This window comes from Microcoleus sp. B4-C1, from assembly GCF_036705285.1.
Lineage (GTDB): Bacteria > Cyanobacteriota > Cyanobacteriia > Cyanobacteriales > Microcoleaceae > Microcoleus.
This window is the reverse complement of sequence record NZ_JAUBUC010000039.1, coordinates 1-15,646: the sequence shown is the minus strand read 5'-3', so window position 1 is coordinate 15,646 and position 15,646 is coordinate 1. Positions and strand designations below refer to the sequence as shown.

At 46.0% G+C, this 15,646-nt stretch carries 16 protein-coding genes; 9 read left to right on the top strand and 7 right to left on the bottom strand.

The window, feature by feature from the left end; all coding sequences use genetic code 11:
• The first annotated feature begins 172 nt into the window (after positions 1-172).
• From QUB26_RS16885 to obgE, 4 genes are all read left to right on the top strand, one after another.
• Positions 173-484, top strand: coding sequence for a 30S ribosomal protein PSRP-3 (locus tag QUB26_RS16885; RefSeq protein WP_333056906.1), 312 nt, complete (start codon positions 173-175; stop codon positions 482-484).
• A gap of 1,053 nt (positions 485-1,537) precedes the next feature.
• On the top strand, positions 1,538-2,470 hold the full coding sequence (locus tag QUB26_RS16880) for a class I SAM-dependent methyltransferase (RefSeq protein ID WP_445299614.1): 933 nt from the start codon (positions 1,538-1,540) through the stop codon (positions 2,468-2,470).
• 418 nt (positions 2,471-2,888) lie between these two features.
• The gene (locus QUB26_RS16875; protein WP_333242569.1) at positions 2,889-3,785 is read left to right on the top strand and encodes a Mo-dependent nitrogenase C-terminal domain-containing protein; all 897 of its coding nucleotides are present in this window, start codon (positions 2,889-2,891) and stop codon (positions 3,783-3,785) included.
• 676 nt (positions 3,786-4,461) lie between these two features.
• The gene (gene obgE / locus QUB26_RS16870; RefSeq protein ID WP_333242566.1) at positions 4,462-5,502 is read left to right on the top strand and encodes a GTPase ObgE; all 1,041 of its coding nucleotides are present in this window, start codon (positions 4,462-4,464) and stop codon (positions 5,500-5,502) included.
• Between the two features lie 552 nt (positions 5,503-6,054).
• On the opposite strand, the gene QUB26_RS16865 is transcribed toward obgE, so the two are convergent.
• The 5 genes from QUB26_RS16865 to QUB26_RS16845 form a co-directional block, all read right to left on the bottom strand.
• Positions 6,055-6,528: a hypothetical protein gene (locus QUB26_RS16865; protein ID WP_333242563.1), complete on the bottom strand. Its 474-nt coding sequence runs from the start codon at positions 6,526-6,528 to the stop codon at positions 6,055-6,057.
• Positions 6,525-6,926, bottom strand: a complete 402-nt coding sequence (locus QUB26_RS16860) for a hypothetical protein (RefSeq protein WP_333318924.1) — start codon at positions 6,924-6,926, stop codon at positions 6,525-6,527. Before QUB26_RS16860 ends, QUB26_RS16865 begins: the two co-directional genes overlap by 4 nt.
• A gap of 65 nt (positions 6,927-6,991) precedes the next feature.
• Complete coding sequence (locus QUB26_RS16855; RefSeq protein ID WP_333318922.1) at positions 6,992-8,581, bottom strand: serine hydrolase; 1,590 nt, start codon at positions 8,579-8,581, stop codon at positions 6,992-6,994.
• The gene (locus QUB26_RS16850; protein WP_333291477.1) at positions 8,532-8,678 is read right to left on the bottom strand and encodes a hypothetical protein; all 147 of its coding nucleotides are present in this window, start codon (positions 8,676-8,678) and stop codon (positions 8,532-8,534) included. The genes QUB26_RS16855 and QUB26_RS16850 overlap by 50 nt, the downstream gene beginning before the upstream one ends.
• Positions 8,679-8,879: 201 nt before the next feature.
• Positions 8,880-9,836 carry an RNA methyltransferase gene (locus QUB26_RS16845; RefSeq protein WP_333242555.1) on the bottom strand — a complete coding sequence of 319 codons (957 nt, stop codon included), beginning with the start codon at positions 9,834-9,836 and terminating at the stop codon, positions 8,880-8,882.
• Between the two features lie 104 nt (positions 9,837-9,940).
• On the opposite strand from QUB26_RS16845, the gene QUB26_RS16840 reads away from it, so the two are divergent.
• Together QUB26_RS16840 and QUB26_RS16835 are read left to right on the top strand one after the other, a co-directional pair.
• A complete protein-coding gene (locus tag QUB26_RS16840) occupies positions 9,941-10,168 on the top strand; it encodes a hypothetical protein (protein WP_445299409.1) in 228 nt (75 codons plus the stop codon).
• 59 nt (positions 10,169-10,227) lie between these two features.
• Positions 10,228-11,163, top strand: a complete 936-nt coding sequence (locus QUB26_RS16835; RefSeq protein WP_333056878.1) for an isoaspartyl peptidase/L-asparaginase — start codon at positions 10,228-10,230, stop codon at positions 11,161-11,163.
• Positions 11,164-11,381: 218 nt separating this feature from the next.
• On the opposite strand, the gene QUB26_RS16830 is transcribed toward QUB26_RS16835, so the two are convergent.
• Positions 11,382-11,555, bottom strand: a complete 174-nt coding sequence (locus QUB26_RS16830; RefSeq protein ID WP_333242552.1) for a hypothetical protein — start codon at positions 11,553-11,555, stop codon at positions 11,382-11,384.
• A 69-nt stretch (positions 11,556-11,624) separates the two neighbouring features.
• Positions 11,625-12,881 carry a WD40 repeat domain-containing protein gene (locus QUB26_RS16825; RefSeq protein ID WP_333318920.1) on the bottom strand — a complete coding sequence of 419 codons (1,257 nt, stop codon included), beginning with the start codon at positions 12,879-12,881 and terminating at the stop codon, positions 11,625-11,627.
• A 187-nt stretch (positions 12,882-13,068) separates the two neighbouring features.
• On the opposite strand from QUB26_RS16825, the gene QUB26_RS16820 reads away from it, so the two are divergent.
• The 3 genes from QUB26_RS16820 to QUB26_RS16810 all read left to right on the top strand — a co-directional run bounded on the left by QUB26_RS16820 (position 13,069) and on the right by QUB26_RS16810 (position 15,379).
• On the top strand, positions 13,069-13,689 hold the full coding sequence (locus tag QUB26_RS16820; RefSeq protein WP_333242546.1) for a hypothetical protein: 621 nt from the start codon (positions 13,069-13,071) through the stop codon (positions 13,687-13,689).
• A gap of 76 nt (positions 13,690-13,765) precedes the next feature.
• The gene (locus QUB26_RS16815; RefSeq protein ID WP_333242544.1) at positions 13,766-14,254 is read left to right on the top strand and encodes a hypothetical protein; all 489 of its coding nucleotides are present in this window, start codon (positions 13,766-13,768) and stop codon (positions 14,252-14,254) included.
• A gap of 372 nt (positions 14,255-14,626) precedes the next feature.
• Complete coding sequence (locus tag QUB26_RS16810; RefSeq protein ID WP_333056884.1) at positions 14,627-15,379, top strand: hypothetical protein; 753 nt, start codon at positions 14,627-14,629, stop codon at positions 15,377-15,379.
• The last annotated feature ends 267 nt before the right edge of the window (positions 15,380-15,646 follow it).

Here is a 15,646-nt window from a genome sequence, read left to right as displayed (position 1 = left end):
AACCATCCTTGTACCTAGGGCGGGTGAGAACCCAAATTTTATCGGTTTCCAGCCCCTGAGTGGCGCTAAAAGCAGTCGCGCCACAAAACTTTTTATGGCCGATGACCAATTATCGAACAGAGTGTGCTACGCTTAGCGATTGTAGAAATTTTTAACAAGTTCGATCGGAACCCTGGAGGTTTGCTTGTCCAAGTTCATCTTAAAAGTTCTCTGGCTAGAAGAGAATGTTGCCCTCGCCGTTGACCAAGTTGTCGGCAAAGGAACTAGCCCGCTGACATCCTACTTTTTCTGGCCACGCAAAGATGCGTGGGAAGACCTCAAAAACGAACTCGAAGCCAAACACTGGATTGCTGACAACGATCGCGTCGAAATCCTCAACCAAGCCACAGAAGTAATCAACTACTGGCAAGAGGAAGGCAGACGGCGCCCGATGACTGAAGCTCAGTCAAAGTTCCCCCTAGTGACTTTTACCGGCAGCAACTAAGCCCCGCTTTTAGTTGCTACCCATATACATTGCCTGTTATGGCTGACAAGGGGAAGGAGAGAGGGGAGAAGGCGAGAGGATTTGACGCTTTTTCCACCTCGCCGTGAAAAATACAATGTGAAATACCTAACACTAACCTTGCGGTGAGCGTGTAGGCTTCGTGTCTCATTTGCCGTTGCTCTGTTGGGGATATCCATTGCTGAATATTCGTCACTCAAGACGATCCAAGTCTTACACAGCATCTCTGGCGTTGCAGCCTTTATCCCTTCGTAGGGAACCCACGCAGAAACCCTGTTTCCCAAGGCAAAAAACTATTCCGTATGACAAACTTGGATTGTATTTCACATTAGGAGGTATCCCAATAACCAGCGGTCTGTCTTTTCCCCCTTTCTCTCGCAGTTATCCTTGGTAAGCATACTACTGCTACTGTGACCTGTTGTTTGCAGCCGAGTGGGTGGGTCGCAACCACTTATATCATACCATCTTTTTGTGACAAATCAGGAAAATTTGGATTATTTCATACACCTTACTTGGCTTATATCCCAACGCCCAATTGAGTACAATTACAGCGTGGGACTTACGCCAATTGAGTTAAATCCGCTACAGATGATCTTGATACTAACTCCGATTTTGGAACCTACTCGCGTTTTGGGCTTGGTCGATTTGATATTTATTGAAAATAAAGCTTTAAAATCCGCGTTTTTTTGATAATTAATACTTACGCTAAAAGTGCTTTGACGCGCGGCTTATAGCTTTTTATGAACAGGCATCTTGCCTGTTCCACAATAAAATTCCCTCTTTGTGGAACAGGCAAGATGCCTGTTATTGAAAAGGGTGCAAAATGTGAGTTATAACAAATAACAAATAACTAACAGCTAACAACTAACAGCTAATCACCTCTTCGCGGAATCTATGGGCGCCGAAAGTACAATCAACCAGACCGAACAGCTACCGCTGGTAGTAAATCCCGACATTCTCCAGCAAGCTATCCTCTACAAAATTAATACCCGCGTAAACGCTCGCGGAGAATTAATTTTCCCCTGCGTACCGGGAATGCTAAGCCACTATCTCAAGTCGATAGAAAAGCTATTTAGCACTCTCGACAGACCCCTGCCCGAAGACCGCAGAGACGAACTCAGCAAGCTTTTAGCCACCAAATTAGAACAAGGCTACCGCACCTCCACAGCATCGATGCTGATTCTGCAATACGAATCTGTGCAGCCGCCACAAACTGGTTTAGCTTGCAAAGTCATTGTTACTAGCTCAACAGTAGGAGAACAGTACAAAAGCTGGGTAGACACCAGAGAACCTCCGCTTTTCGGCTCTCATCCAGACGCAAAATTGATGGCAACGGCTGCTAAATTGGGCACACCCGATCGAGTGCGGATTTTGGACGTGGGCGCTGGTACCGGCCGCAATACCTTGCCCCTGGCGAGATTGGGCTATTCTGTAGATGCGATCGAACTAGCCCCAGCTTTTGCAGAACAATTGAAAGCAGCAGTAACAGCCGAAAACCTTCCCGTGACAGTGACTGAAGGCGATGTGCTCGACCCCTTAATGCGGATGAAACCGGCCCGCTACCAGTTGGCAGTTGCCGCCGAAGTCATCTCACATTTTCGAGACAGCGATCAAGTACGGCTTTTCCTCGCTAAAATGTGCGATTCCCTGTCTCCTGGAGGTCTGTTGCTGTTCAGCACGTTTTTAACCGTCGGTGACTACCAGCCTGATGCCCTCGTGCGACAAGTTGCCCAACTCTCCTGGTCTACTTTATTTACGCCCCAAGAACTCGCCACTGCAATGGAAGGGTTGCCCTTAGTCCAAATATCCGACGAATTGGTGTTTGAATATGAACGCCACCACCTGCCGGAAGCAGCCTGGCCCCCGACGCCCTGGTTTCCCAGTTGGGCCACCGGTCGAGATGTCTTCCCGATGGCAAACGCACGCCCGCCAATGGAATTGCGCTGGATTTTGTGCCGCCGAAGTTAAAAAAAATCGGTCATTTATAGACGGACACAGCAATCAAAAGCTTTTATCGGCGGTCAAATTTTTCTCATATATTTTTATTTCAACAGCTTAAACCCTGCTCGCTGTTAATATTGTGCTGCCAGTACAGAAAAATTCACAAAAATATATATTAAAATGTAAAGAGAGCGAAGTTCGATCGCCCCTGGGTAAGAAACCCAGTGTCTGATTAGATCCCGCGCTTGCCAACCTTTTATTTTTGGCGAAAAATTGGGTTGCTAATGGCAATCCGGCTGGAATAAAAGTCGATCCCCATCTCAATGGGTGCAACTAAAGTTAAGATGAATTCAACCAACCTATTCCTCCCGATAGATGACTTTTTAGGGAATAGGATTAGCCAAAAGATTAGCTCGCTAGTCAGCGATGCTGCACAGAAACAAATATGCTTTTAACACATCCACTACAAGCGTTTGGAGCAATCTTCGGCCACAAACCTTCCACAAATAGATCATCCATCGACCAAAAAACCAGTAAAAATTATTGGGAGGGGAATATTGATCCCGCTGTAAACGAACAAATTGACTGGTACATCCAAGTGGAAATGCTAATGAGTAACGCTAAATCTTCCTGCACCAATGAAGAGATTACTGCTTGGCTGCGGGGATTGCTGACAATTGCTTGGGCAGACGGCAACTTTGACGAAGACGAGCAAAAAATGATTGCAAATCTAACTCAGGATGAACTACACCCGGTATCTTTTGAGGAGGGTTTTGAACCTATTGCCCCAGAGGAATTAGCCACTGTGTTAGGGAAAGACACCGCCAAAGGCGAGGATTTTTTAAGGACAGCAGTCATGGTAGCTTTGGCAGACGGTACCTACTCGCTCAGCGAAGACGAGGTAATCTATAAGTTTTGCACAGCTTTGGGGCAAAATGTAGAGGCGCTCGAAGCTCTGCGACACACCATCGAAGACAGCAAGTGCGATGATCCGCAGGGGCCCAGCAGCCAAATCGTCTTTGATGCGAATGTCGCCCCCGTCGCCGGAACACCCCTTTCATCTCGGCTACCTAAACCTCACCACAAAGATGTCCTGCAACCCGTCAAAGACTGGCTTGACGGCTGGGAAATTCACGATCCAAAATTGGCACACTTTGTCTGTAAAATTATTCCGCCCCAGTGTCCGTTTGAGCGAGATGTCGTTTTATTTGGTCGCAAAATCGTCCACATTCCGGCGATGTGCCAGATTAACCCGCTTTACGAACAGTTAGTCGGGATGCGCTTTCGAGCTCTCTGCTATTTGGCAGATGAATGTAAGGAAGATGTATCGTCATATTGTTAGTAGTTAGTAGTCATTAGTCAGTAGTCAGTAGTCAGTAGTCATTCTTGTAAAATCTTGGATTAATGACTGTAACTATTAACCAATGACTACTAATTAGTCCTGAACGCAAAAACCAGGTTTTTCTACGAAAAAACATCATTACACCCATCCGCCCCATTAGAAAAACCAGGTTTTTGCAGTTTTTGTGCGTAAGTCCTGCTAATATCAAATCTGCTTTGATAATACTACTTCAATAAAAGTTTTGGTACAATCCTCAAGCTTATACAAATTATTAAAAATCGCCGATTTAGGAGCCGGAAACGGCATTGCCGTTTCCCTACAAATGCTCACGTACAATCTCTGGCTCTGAACTACTTTTAAAAATTGGTAAAATTATAATTTTACCGCAACTGTAAATCGCGACTAAACTTGGCTGTCGTACGCCGACGCGGACTAAAGGAAAAGGGGAATATGGTACTTGCATCTGGTATAATAACTAATGACTAATCACAACTAACAATTGACAATTGACCAATGACAAGTGATATCATGTCCGGTCGATTACCCCTAATAAGGTAGGGGCGGGTTTACGAAAAATATTTGCCAATAATTGACAATCTCAAAAACCCGCCCTCTTAATCGCTCGATTGGACATGATATGACAACTGACAACTGACAACTGACAACTGACTAAATTATGCAATTTATCGATCGAGCAGATATTCAAGTCGCAGCCGGCAAAGGCGGCGACGGTATGGTAGCTTTTCGCAGAGAAAAGTATGTACCAGCGGGTGGCCCCTCTGGCGGGACGGGCGGCAAAGGCGGTTCCGTGTATATGGTGGCGGTGGAAAGCCTGCAAACGCTGCTAGATTTTCAGTACAACCGGATTTTTAAAGCCGATGACGGGAAGCGGGGCGCGCCGAAAAATATGACCGGTGCCGGTGGGGACGATCGCACGATCGAAGTTCCCTGCGGTACAGTAGTTTACGACGCGGAAACTCAGGCAATCTTAGCAGATTTAGTAACGCCCGGACAGACTTTTTGCGTAGCCAAAGGTGGCAAAGGCGGTTTGGGAAACAAGTGTTTTCTAACCAATTCTAACCGCGCTCCAGATTATGCGATGCCGGGAAAAGAAGGAGAACACAAATTTTTGCGTTTGGAATTGAAGCTATTAGCTGAAGTGGGAATTCTGGGGATGCCCAATGCTGGCAAATCCACCTTAATTTCAGCTTTATCTGCAGCCCGCCCCAAAATAGCAGATTATCCGTTTACAACTTTAGTCCCGAATTTGGGCGTAGTCAGAAAACCCAGCGGCGACGGTACTGTTTTTGCTGATATTCCGGGATTAATTGAGGGGGCTCACGAAGGTGCTGGTTTGGGTTACGAGTTTTTGCGGCACATCGAACGAACTCGGTTGTTGCTGCATCTGATCGATATTACGGATGAAGATCCGATCGCCAATTATGTCACAATTCAGGAAGAATTGAAGGCTTACAGGCGTGGTTTAGCCGATAAACCGCAGATTTTGGCTTTTAATAAAGTAGATGCGATCGACCTCGAAAGCGAAGAAATTCGTAATTTAATCAGCCGACTTAAAGAAATTAGTGGGGCTCCTGTTTTGTTGATTTCCGCCGTTAGTAGAGTTGGATTGGATGAATTGATGCAGCAAGTTTGGCAGAAACTCGACGAGATGAACGAGAAAGAGGCGGCGGAACAGTTAGCAGTCGCGAGTGTTTAATCGCTTTCCGGTTCTGGGAATTTCCCTGAATGGGTAGCTGTTTTTTTGAGGGGGTCAAATCTTTCGGCTGTATGGCTGGTGCGGCAAGGGTTTGAGCCTCTATGCTGAAAAAAACGATTCACGGAAAGGCTGAAATTATTGCTGTGTATAGCTTTGATGGTTGTTGAAAATTTTGCCTCTTGACAGGTCGGTGCCTGAAATGATATTTTTTGGATGCTTGACGGAACAGTACCTTGAAAACTAAATACTGTAATGCTTCTGGAGCGATCGGCCGCAATTAACCTAAACCCCTATCAGGGATTGATATTTTGCACAAAGTTATAATTTAATTGACTGATTGTGCCGCAATTAACCTAAACCCCTATCAGGGATTGATATAAAAAATTATTCAGCTTTTCTTGATTGCTCAAGAATGCCGCAATTAACCTAAACCCCTATCAGGGATTGATATCGTTTCCAGTTGGATTGGAATTTTTAACCGCAGAGGACGCAGAGAACACAGAGAGAGATAAGAGAGATGAATAATTTCAATGCTAACGCATTTGATATAGCTCATGCTGCTGTCTGTAAGCGTTTGTAGGCGTGAGCTTTGGCTAAACGCACCCAATGTTCTAACAGCAAATAGCGATCGAGTTCGACTTCCTCTCTGGCTGAAATAGTGCCGGATTTATTGCGATCGAGCAGTTCGCTCATACGGGCTTGCAACGCAGGTGTGGGGCGGATTGCGAGGATTTCTTCTGGGCTGGGTTGACTGGCTAGCAGTTCGACGATTTGGCGATCGTCTTGGTAGGGGATGGTTTCTGCGGGGGCGAGTTCCCGAAGTGCGCGATCCAGGGCTTCCGGGAGACGATCGCCCAATTGTTGCAGTTTTTCGCCAAGGATCTCGGGAACTTCTAGGATAATTTGCATTAGTGCTGATGTGAGGATGGGAATTCCCTTGATTGTAACAAACGGAAAAAATGCCGTTAACTTAAATCCCGATCGGGGATTGAAACTGCATAGCCCGATATTTGCACAGTTGTTCACAATGGAGATAACTGGCGAATTTGCCCGTTGTAATCGACTCTCACCCTCCCATCTTGAGAAACCGTAACAACCGTTTCTACAGTATAGACAGACGAACCAGGCTTGTTACCCTTAAAAGTAAAAGTCCAAGTTCCATCGCCATTGTCAACAAACGGCGATTCCTTAGAAGTACCGTGCATAGAAGCTTCAGCTCGATAGTTGCCTAAACCCCCATTAGCCCTTTCTGCTGCTTGACGGGCTAAGTTTTTCGCCCGATTGAGTTCGATATTATTGTTGATCACTCTCACGCCGTCCGTCTCAGATTCAGGAGCAGGATTAGCATTACTCAAGGTAGGGAAGACTCCCACAGCTAAAATTGAGAGCGCTACTAGACAAGCAAGTCGAATGTTTAGTTTCATAATACCAACTGGTTTATAGTTTGATAAAGTCTACAACAATAGCCGGAAAAAACCCGGTTGAATTTTCAATTTTTAATTTTAACTTTTGAATCGGCTGGCGTTTCCCCACCGTACAAATAGCGGTAACTCATCCGAGAAATCTCCCGAATCAATGTTTGAGCTGGCTTCTCTGTTTCCGGCGAATGCTTCACCATCACCGCCACCAAATAACGCTTACCGTTCGGCAAATCCACCATACCGGCATCCGCAAGAATTGTATCAATGTTGCCGGTTTTGTGAGCAATAATTGAACCTTCGCCTAAACCTTTCGGCAGCAAAGAATCATTTCTAGTTTGTCGCATGATTTGCAAAATACGATCGCGCGATTTCACCGATACCAAATTACCCCGATCGATCTGGGCGATGATATTAATCAAATCCTTCGGACTGGTAGTATTAGTCCCCTCCAAATCTGGCAAATTATTACGCAGAACCGTGGTACTCAAACCCCAATTTGCAAAATGCTGATTCAAAACCTCAGCACCTCCCAACAACTCAATCATCATATTTGTCGCCGTATTGTCACTGACAACAATCATCTTTTGGGCAACTTCCAAAGCCGAATACTTCTTCCCAGGAGCCTGGTCTTGCATATCCCCAGAACCGCCGACAATGTGTTCGGACTTCAGCGTCAGCACCTGATCTAACTGCACTTTGCCCTCATCTACTGCTTGGAAAAAAGCCACTAAAATTGGTACTTTAATTGTGCTAGCTGAAGCAAAAGCAGTATCGCCATTAAAATTTAGGTAGCTTCCAGTATCTAAATCGACTAGAAATATTCCGGCTGTCAAACTAGGATTTTCTGTTGCTAAAACCTGAACTTGGGTTTTCAAAGCTCCTAATTCTTGATTCAGTTGCAGCACTTCTGGGGTTGCGGAGGCAGCAGATGCGCTATCGGCTGGGTTTTTCTGCCCTGCGGTAGTTTGTTCTTCTGTCGCTACAGTCGATGCTCGACTCACAGCATTTACCACCGACAGCAGCGTACCGCAAATTACCGCTATCCCAACTCCCAGAATCAGCAAGCGAGTAGCATACACCAACGGCGGCACGCTCCGAGGTGCAGAGCGTTTGCCCGGTTTCTGGCTCGCTTGCGGACGCGGTTTAGGCACGGGGGGTTTTTTGACATCTGGGGGGATTACCGTGTCTGGAATGCGAACTGGGGGCGAAGTGGGACGACTTCCACGGGTGGTAGGGGGAGTGGCAGTTGGGGGCTGGGTGTTGGGATTGCTGGCGATCGAACTCACATTTTCCCGCTCCAGAGTAGGATCTGGAAACTGGAACATATCGACAGCAGCGAGGCCTTTTTTGCCTGGTTGGCGAGTCTTCGACTGCGGAGTTTTGCTGGTTCTGGGTTTTCTGGGGTTAATTGCCGATCGAGGATCGGATAAAAAGTCTTGTGTAGTAAATTCTTCCGAAGATGTGGGAGAATTGGCTCCAATTCTGCTGCCGCGGCTTTGTTGCGGTGGCAAAGTTGCAGGTTCGGGCGATCGAATTTCTGGATTGCCGTTTTGCGGTTGCGGAGGACGGCGGCGGCCCGATTTGCCAGACTGACTTGCTTTGCCGGACTTAGGCTGCTTTGAGCCGGAGTTGGGAGAGGATATCGACGAGGATATCACCGATAATATCGATCCTTTGGGAAACCGCTCTGCCACGTCTTACTCCTTCATCACTAATGTAAAGTTCAAGTTTAAGATTTTTCAGCTTGTCAGCCAATCAATTTTAGATTTTAGATTTTAGATTTTAGATTTATCCCAGACGCTGCATGGTATCAGCCACCTGGTTTATTGCTCGCAAATTATCGCAAAGCTTTGGTTTTTAGTCAAGAAACCCTGTTATGAAAGTGACAAGTGGGTGAAGAAAAGTTCTCTGTGAAAAAAATCCTCAATATCACATCCCCAATTATCAGCATTTCTCCTAGCTATCCGTTGGATTTTCCGGTAACGCCCTATCCAGAGTATCAGAATTTGCCTCTCGTGGGTAAGTTTTGATTGCCCATTCTGTTTGGCGGAGGACGCCCCGCAGCATGGCGACTTCATCCACTGTCGGATAGGCCCTGGTGTACAAACGCCGAAATTTTTCCATCCGGCTTGCTGCTGTGTGCTGCTGCAAATATCCTATTTTGAGTAAAAGCGTTTCTAGTTGCTGGTAATATCCCTCTAAATTTTCCAAGGGAGCACTGGCGAGGGGAATTGAGAGATTTTCTGTCTGGCGGGTGGCAAGTTGTTCTTGGTAACAAGTTGATAAATTATCTGTGGCATGGGGTATTGAAGAGGCAGAGCCTCTGGATATGCGTTCCCCGGCTGAGCCGGGGAACGAGGCATCTTCTTCTTCCTTCCCTGTTCCTTCTTCCCTCTTCCCTCTTCCTTCTTCCTTCTTCCTTCTTCCTTCTTCCCGGTATAGTTCGTAACAGCAGATAGCGACGGCTTGGGCGAGATTTAGAGATGTGTAGGCATCGCTGCTGGGAATGCGGATCAGGCGTTGAGCGCGGTTTAATTCGGCATTGGTCAAGCCGCAGTCTTCTCGGCCGAAAATGAGGGCGCTGGGGGCTTCTAGGAGCCAAGGCAAGGCCTCTGCGGGTTCTTCTAGTTGTGTTGGCAACGATCGACTATCATCCCCTGTAGTTGCGATCGCTCTGACACACCCAACCAAAGCAGCGGGCAAACTCTCGACTACTTTCGCCGTTTCCAATATGTCGGCGGCGCGAACTGCCATCAGTCGGGCTTCTTCCCCTAAATGATCGCAGTGGGGATTTACCAAAACTAATTGGTGCAAACCCATATTTTTCATGACGCGGGCAACAGAACCGACATTCAATGGGCCTGCAGGTTCGACTAAAACTATTCGGATGTTGGCGTCGGCCGTTTCGAGCATTTAATTTAGGGAGATTTTTAGCTGAAAGTGGTTGGTTTCGTTTCCTCAGCAACAGGCAAGATGCCTGTTCCACAAGAATTGAATTTTGTTGTGGAACAGGCATCTTGCCTGTTCATAAAAATGGTACAAGATGGGAATTAGTTAATCTATTGTCAAAATTAGCATGGCTAAGCAACGATCGAAATCTGATTTACCGACAAAAATGTGCCCGGTATGCGATCGACCTTTTACTTGGCGCAAAAAATGGGCCGACTGCTGGGATGAGGTCAAATACTGCTCCGAACGTTGTCGTCGCCGCCGTTTGGCGGCTCAAGATTAAGAATTTAGGGTAAGTTGCTCGATCAAAGCTAAGATTGCAAAGGAAAAATTTTAGGTTATTAGGTTATAAATTATGGCATCGCAACAAGTGCAACCAAAGCTAGTTATTCACGGCGGTGCCGGCAGTTCTCTACACAGTAAAGGCGGAATTGAGGCGGTGCGGAAATCGCTTTACGATGTTTTGGAGGAAGTTTATCCGCTGCTGAAAGACGGTGCAAGTGCCGTAGATGCAGTGGTGCGGGGGTGCCAATTGTTGGAAGATGACCCGCGATTCAATGCCGGTACTGGTTCTGTGGTGCAGTCGGACGGTCAAATTCGGATGAGTGCTTCGCTGATGGACGGTTTGATGCAGCGTTTCAGCGGGGCGATAAATGTTTCTCGCGTTCAAAATCCGATCGAACTTGCTAAATTTTTGCAGACTTCGGACGATCGGGTTCTCTCTGATTTTGGTTCGGCAGAATTGTTGCGAGAACTTCACTTGCCGATTTACGATCCGATGACGGATTTGCGTTTGCACGAGTGGATGCAGGAACGCCAAGGCAATTTTAGCAAAGCAATGGCTGACGTGGTTGCCGAACCGGCCGGTGTGGGTACGATCGGAGTCGTAGCTTTGGATGTTCATGGACGCTTGGCTGCTGGGACTTCTACTGGTGGCAAGGGTTTTGAGCGCATCGGGCGGGTTAGCGACTCGGCGATGCCGGCGGGTAATTACGCGGCAGGGAGTGCGGCGGTAAGCTGTACGGGGATTGGCGAGCACATTATGGACGAGTGTTTGGCCGCGCGAATTGTGATTCGGGTAACGGATGGTTTGAGTTTGAAAGCTGCTTTTGAGCGTTCTTTTGCTGAAGCTGACGAACGTCAACGGGATTTTGGCGCAATTGGAATTGATGCTAGCGGGGCGATCGCTTTCGGCAAAACTAGCGAGGTGATTTTGGGTGCTTTTCACAACGGTATGCAAATGGGCGATACTTTGGAAATGAGCAAGGGAACGTTGATTTTTATTGCTTAAAAATGGTTCTTAATCGGTGATTCCGAGCCTCGACTTCTCCAAGAAGTCGGGGCTCTTGATGTCGTTAGCTTTATATAAATCGGGTCACATCCGAATTGATATTACCCACACTCAGGACACGACGCGATGCCGTTTCCCTAAAATCAATCGGGCGATGCTTACATAAAAAGCGAGGAAGATTGATTATTTTGGGCGAGGGAAACGGCATTGCCGTATCCTCATTCCTTAGAATCAGAAATTAAGCGAATTTTTCCCTGCAATCTGGTAAAAATTAATTCACCATCAGTTACTTTCCCCTGAGCAATTTGCTCGGTGCCACTAGCAATTTTCTGTTTGAGTTCTGCCAGACGCTTCTGTTTCAATGCAATATTTCTTTTTTCTGGCAGTTGCATTGTCTGGCCCCCTCTAAAAAAACTTAAATCAATTATAGTCTAATAATTTAATCATCGCCCCTAACCTCTCTAATCTTCAATCCGCAGTTGCCAAAGTTTAACAGTACCATTCTCCCCGCCGCTGACGAGAGTTTCGCCCAAAAGCCCGATCGCCACCGCAGACACAGGGCTAGAATGTCCATCTAAAGTGTGCAGCAATTCGCCGCGAAAATTCCAAAGTCTAACAGTACCGTCAAAACACCCCACTGCAAAGTATTTCCCGTCGGGGCTAATTGCGGCGGCGGAAGTGATGCGAATTCCTGTTTGCAGTGAGTTCAATAATTCGCCTGTTTGCAAATTCCACAGTTTGATATTTTGGCCACCATGATTGACAAGAATTTGGCTATCGGAAGAAATTGCCACATAATTTTCGCTGCCAAATGTTCGCCTCACTTCGCCTCCCGGCAGTTCCCACAAAGTGACTGTGGCGCGACAGAAACCGCTGGCTGCATTGAGGCCGCTGGCTACTAGCATTTTGCCGTTGGGACTCAGGGCGATCGCACTTATGTCATCCCCTTGATAGCCTGCCAAAACTTGCAGCAGTTGGCCGCTGTTGAGGTGCTGAAGCTTGACAGTGCTGCGGGTGGTGCCGATCGCCAAAATTTGCCAGTCGGGGCTTACGGCGACGGATTCGTGGCGGTGCACGTCTGCCAAACGCTTCAGCAGTTGGCCGTTTTGCAGGTTCCAGAGTTTGACTGTACCCGCGCGCGATCGTGTCAGCAGCGTTTTGCTGGCGGGACTGAAAGCCACTAGCAATACGGCTGTTGAATGTCCGAAAATTGTCTGCTGCAGTTCCCCGCTGTGCAAACTCCAAATTTTCACTGTACTATCCTCTGAGCCCGTTGCGAGGAATTGTCCGTCGGGACTGATAGCTGCAGACAAAATCCTGTCTGAATGGTGGAGAGTGGCTTTTAAGATGGCGCCGGTTGAGGTTTTTGGCTGCGTTTTATACCCGGCTATTTCCAGCCAGTCGATCGCATCTCTCCAATTTTTAAGAGCATTTCGGGGCCGATTTGTCAATAATTCTATGTATCTGTACAAAGTTTTTGACAAGTCAACTTCTACACCTTTGATTTGTTTGTTGAGAAATACCGCAATTTCGGCTGGGCTGTAGCCGCACAACAAGCCGCAGAGGTGCCGCTTTTCTACAGGTGTCAGCCCTCTTCTGGTGTGGGGGGCGAATTGTTGTTTGGCATTTGCCAAGTCGGTGTAAAGCTTTTGGATGTCCCAGCCTTTGCTTGCCCGTGCAAATGGTTCTTCGGGTCGATCGAGGGTTGAGAGTATCATTTGCGGCAGTCGCGATCTAGTTCCTAGTCAAATTCCTAACCAAAATCCTAACATTCGCTGTGCGCGATCGAACTGTTGTCACCGCTAATCTATTTTTAACACAGCAAACAGGGGAAAGAGTTTCAGGTTGAAAATCCGCTCTTTTACAGTTGTCAAAATAAGTATACATCTACTGGAGAAATAAAAAATGCCGGGAATTGCGATCGCCTTATTTTTTATCCTAGGTTTAGTTTTAAGTCTTGTTGGCTATTTTTGGGGATTAGTTCAAGCTTTTGGAGAGGAAACTATTTGGGGAGTGCTTTACTTGCTTGTCCCATTGGCATCATTGGTTTTTTATATCAAAAATTGGAGCAATGAAAAAATTAGAAAAACCTTCTTAATTCAATGTGCTGGATTGTTGATGTTTGTATTGGGAGGCATTACTACTTCAGTATTTTATGGCAAAAATTTTGTAAAAATCTCTGGCTCTGGATCTAATGTAGAGCAGGGGTATAACGAGCAATCGCCCTCTTCTTTTCCTTCTGGTTTCAACACTTCTCCATCACCCAATCAAGAGTTATCTCCTGCTTTAGAGCCATCTCCTACTTCTGCTGCACCTGTAACTAATCCTAATTCTGCACGTGTTGCTGATCAAAATTCTGACTTCAAACAATCGATGAAACTCGGCTATATTTACTACGGACAGCGAGACTATCAAACCGCTTTAATCAATTTTAACAGAGCTTTACATATACGTCCGGGCGACGCTTATGCTGTCAAGGCTGTTTACAACACCAAAAGTGCGATCGTCCAAAGCAGTGTCAAATAATAATCGGTGCAGTAAAAATTGCATACAGCGAATAGATAAGTGATTCACAGGGTTGTTAAAAATCTCACCTTAAATAATGAAAATCATCAAGCAAACGCCAAATAGATTAATAATTAAAACAGCGAGCTTTTGGGATGGTTTGCTATTAATTTCTCCATTTATCGTTATGGGATTATTGCAGATTATTTTAGTATCAAATTGGATAGGTGGAGGTATCTTTCTGTTGTTTTCGCTGTCTTTGTTGGACGGGGCGATAGATGAAACATATATTTTTGATAAAACTCTTAGCAAAATGACCATTAAACGACGGGGTGTATGGCTTCATGATGTTACCGAATGCTCAACTCGCGAGATTTCTGCGGTGGAATTAGAGGAAATAGGAGATAGCGAGGGAAATCGTAGCTATTATGTTAATTTGTGGATGTTCGGGGGCGATATCATCTGTTTAAGAAGCTATTCACTAACAGAACAATACAAAATGGCTGACTTGATTCGCAGCTATATCTCGATTAAGGATAATCGCACGCTTAGCAATGTATTTGCCCTACAAATCAGTGAACCCTAGCTATAGCAATCCTAAATGATTCAGATAAATTGGTAGGGGTAGTGCTAAGAGTGCCTACCCCCTATCTATCGGGTAACCGGGCGTGGGATTGCCCCTACAATAATTATGCAAATGATGCGAGGATTGCTATATCGCGTAGGCAATCGCCCAAGTCCATCACCAGGGAGAAATGACGGAAAGCTATCTCAAAGCCACCCGCACCTATACTCGCTACAGTTATTGTGCGCGAGACATTTTAGTGCTAATATCTTAGCAAGATCAAAAGGCTCAGGTCATAGGACAAACTTCAAATAACATATAAGTTAACAATAGGGCGCATCCCAGCAAAGATAGGGCCTCTAATATCCTTTGTTTAATCTCAGGGTAAAATAAATGAAAATAATCGAGCAAACAGCGACTGAATTAAAAATTCAGACTCGTGGCGTATTTGATTTTTGGCTACCTAGCTGTTTGTTAATGGTATTTGGACTGAAATTGGCGGCGTTTGATTACAATTTGGCAAGCCTGTATTGTCACAGAGTGCAAGGAACACAAGGGAATTGTCAGTTGGTGCGATCGAGCTTGCTGGGATCGAAGATTCAAGAAATTCAGCTTGCTTCTTTGCAGGGAGCAAAAGTTGTCAGAGCGGCCTACACCAGCAAAGTTGTACTTCGGACTGATGCTGGCTATGTTCCTTTCACTGCTAACTCCCCTAATTGGGGAACCCAAGACGCTATTGCTTCGGACATCAATTCTTTTGTTAAAAATGCGGAGCGCAGATTGCTGGAATTAAAGCTACTCGACAGTTGGTTTCTAGGGATAGGAGCCATATTTGTGACAGCAGGGATAGCAGTAATAGCCTTCGGAAAAAAGGAAATTTATAGCTTTGATACAACTTTAAATGCCCTGACTGTTAAACAGCAGGGTTTGTTGGGAACTAAGCTAATTCAATACTCTCTGTGCGAGATTTATGGCGTGGAAGTCGAGCGAACAAAAGATCGGGAGCATGACATTTGGTACGAAGTTAGACTGTTAGTTTGTGGAGGCTCTCGCATCTCCCTACCCCGCACTATGAACCCATACCAGCAAGCAAAAATCGCCAAAGCGATTAACAACTATCTGCACCAGCAAAATAACCAAAAATAGCTGCTCGCGATCGACCCGATTTCTCAAGGTTGGAGACTTACGCAGAAACCGGGTTTTTTAGCAAAATCTCTCCTAGAGTGCGATCGCTTCCGTTATAAAAACCCGGTTTCTTTGGTATCCAGTGCGAAACTCGCGATTGGGTGGAAACTCATCATCTAAAAAGTGAACAATCGTTCACTTTTTAGGTTCTTTCGGAGCGCGAATTAAATAACTGACAATTTTAATTTTTATTGTGGGATGGGCGTCCCGCCCGTCCTTTTTGGACGG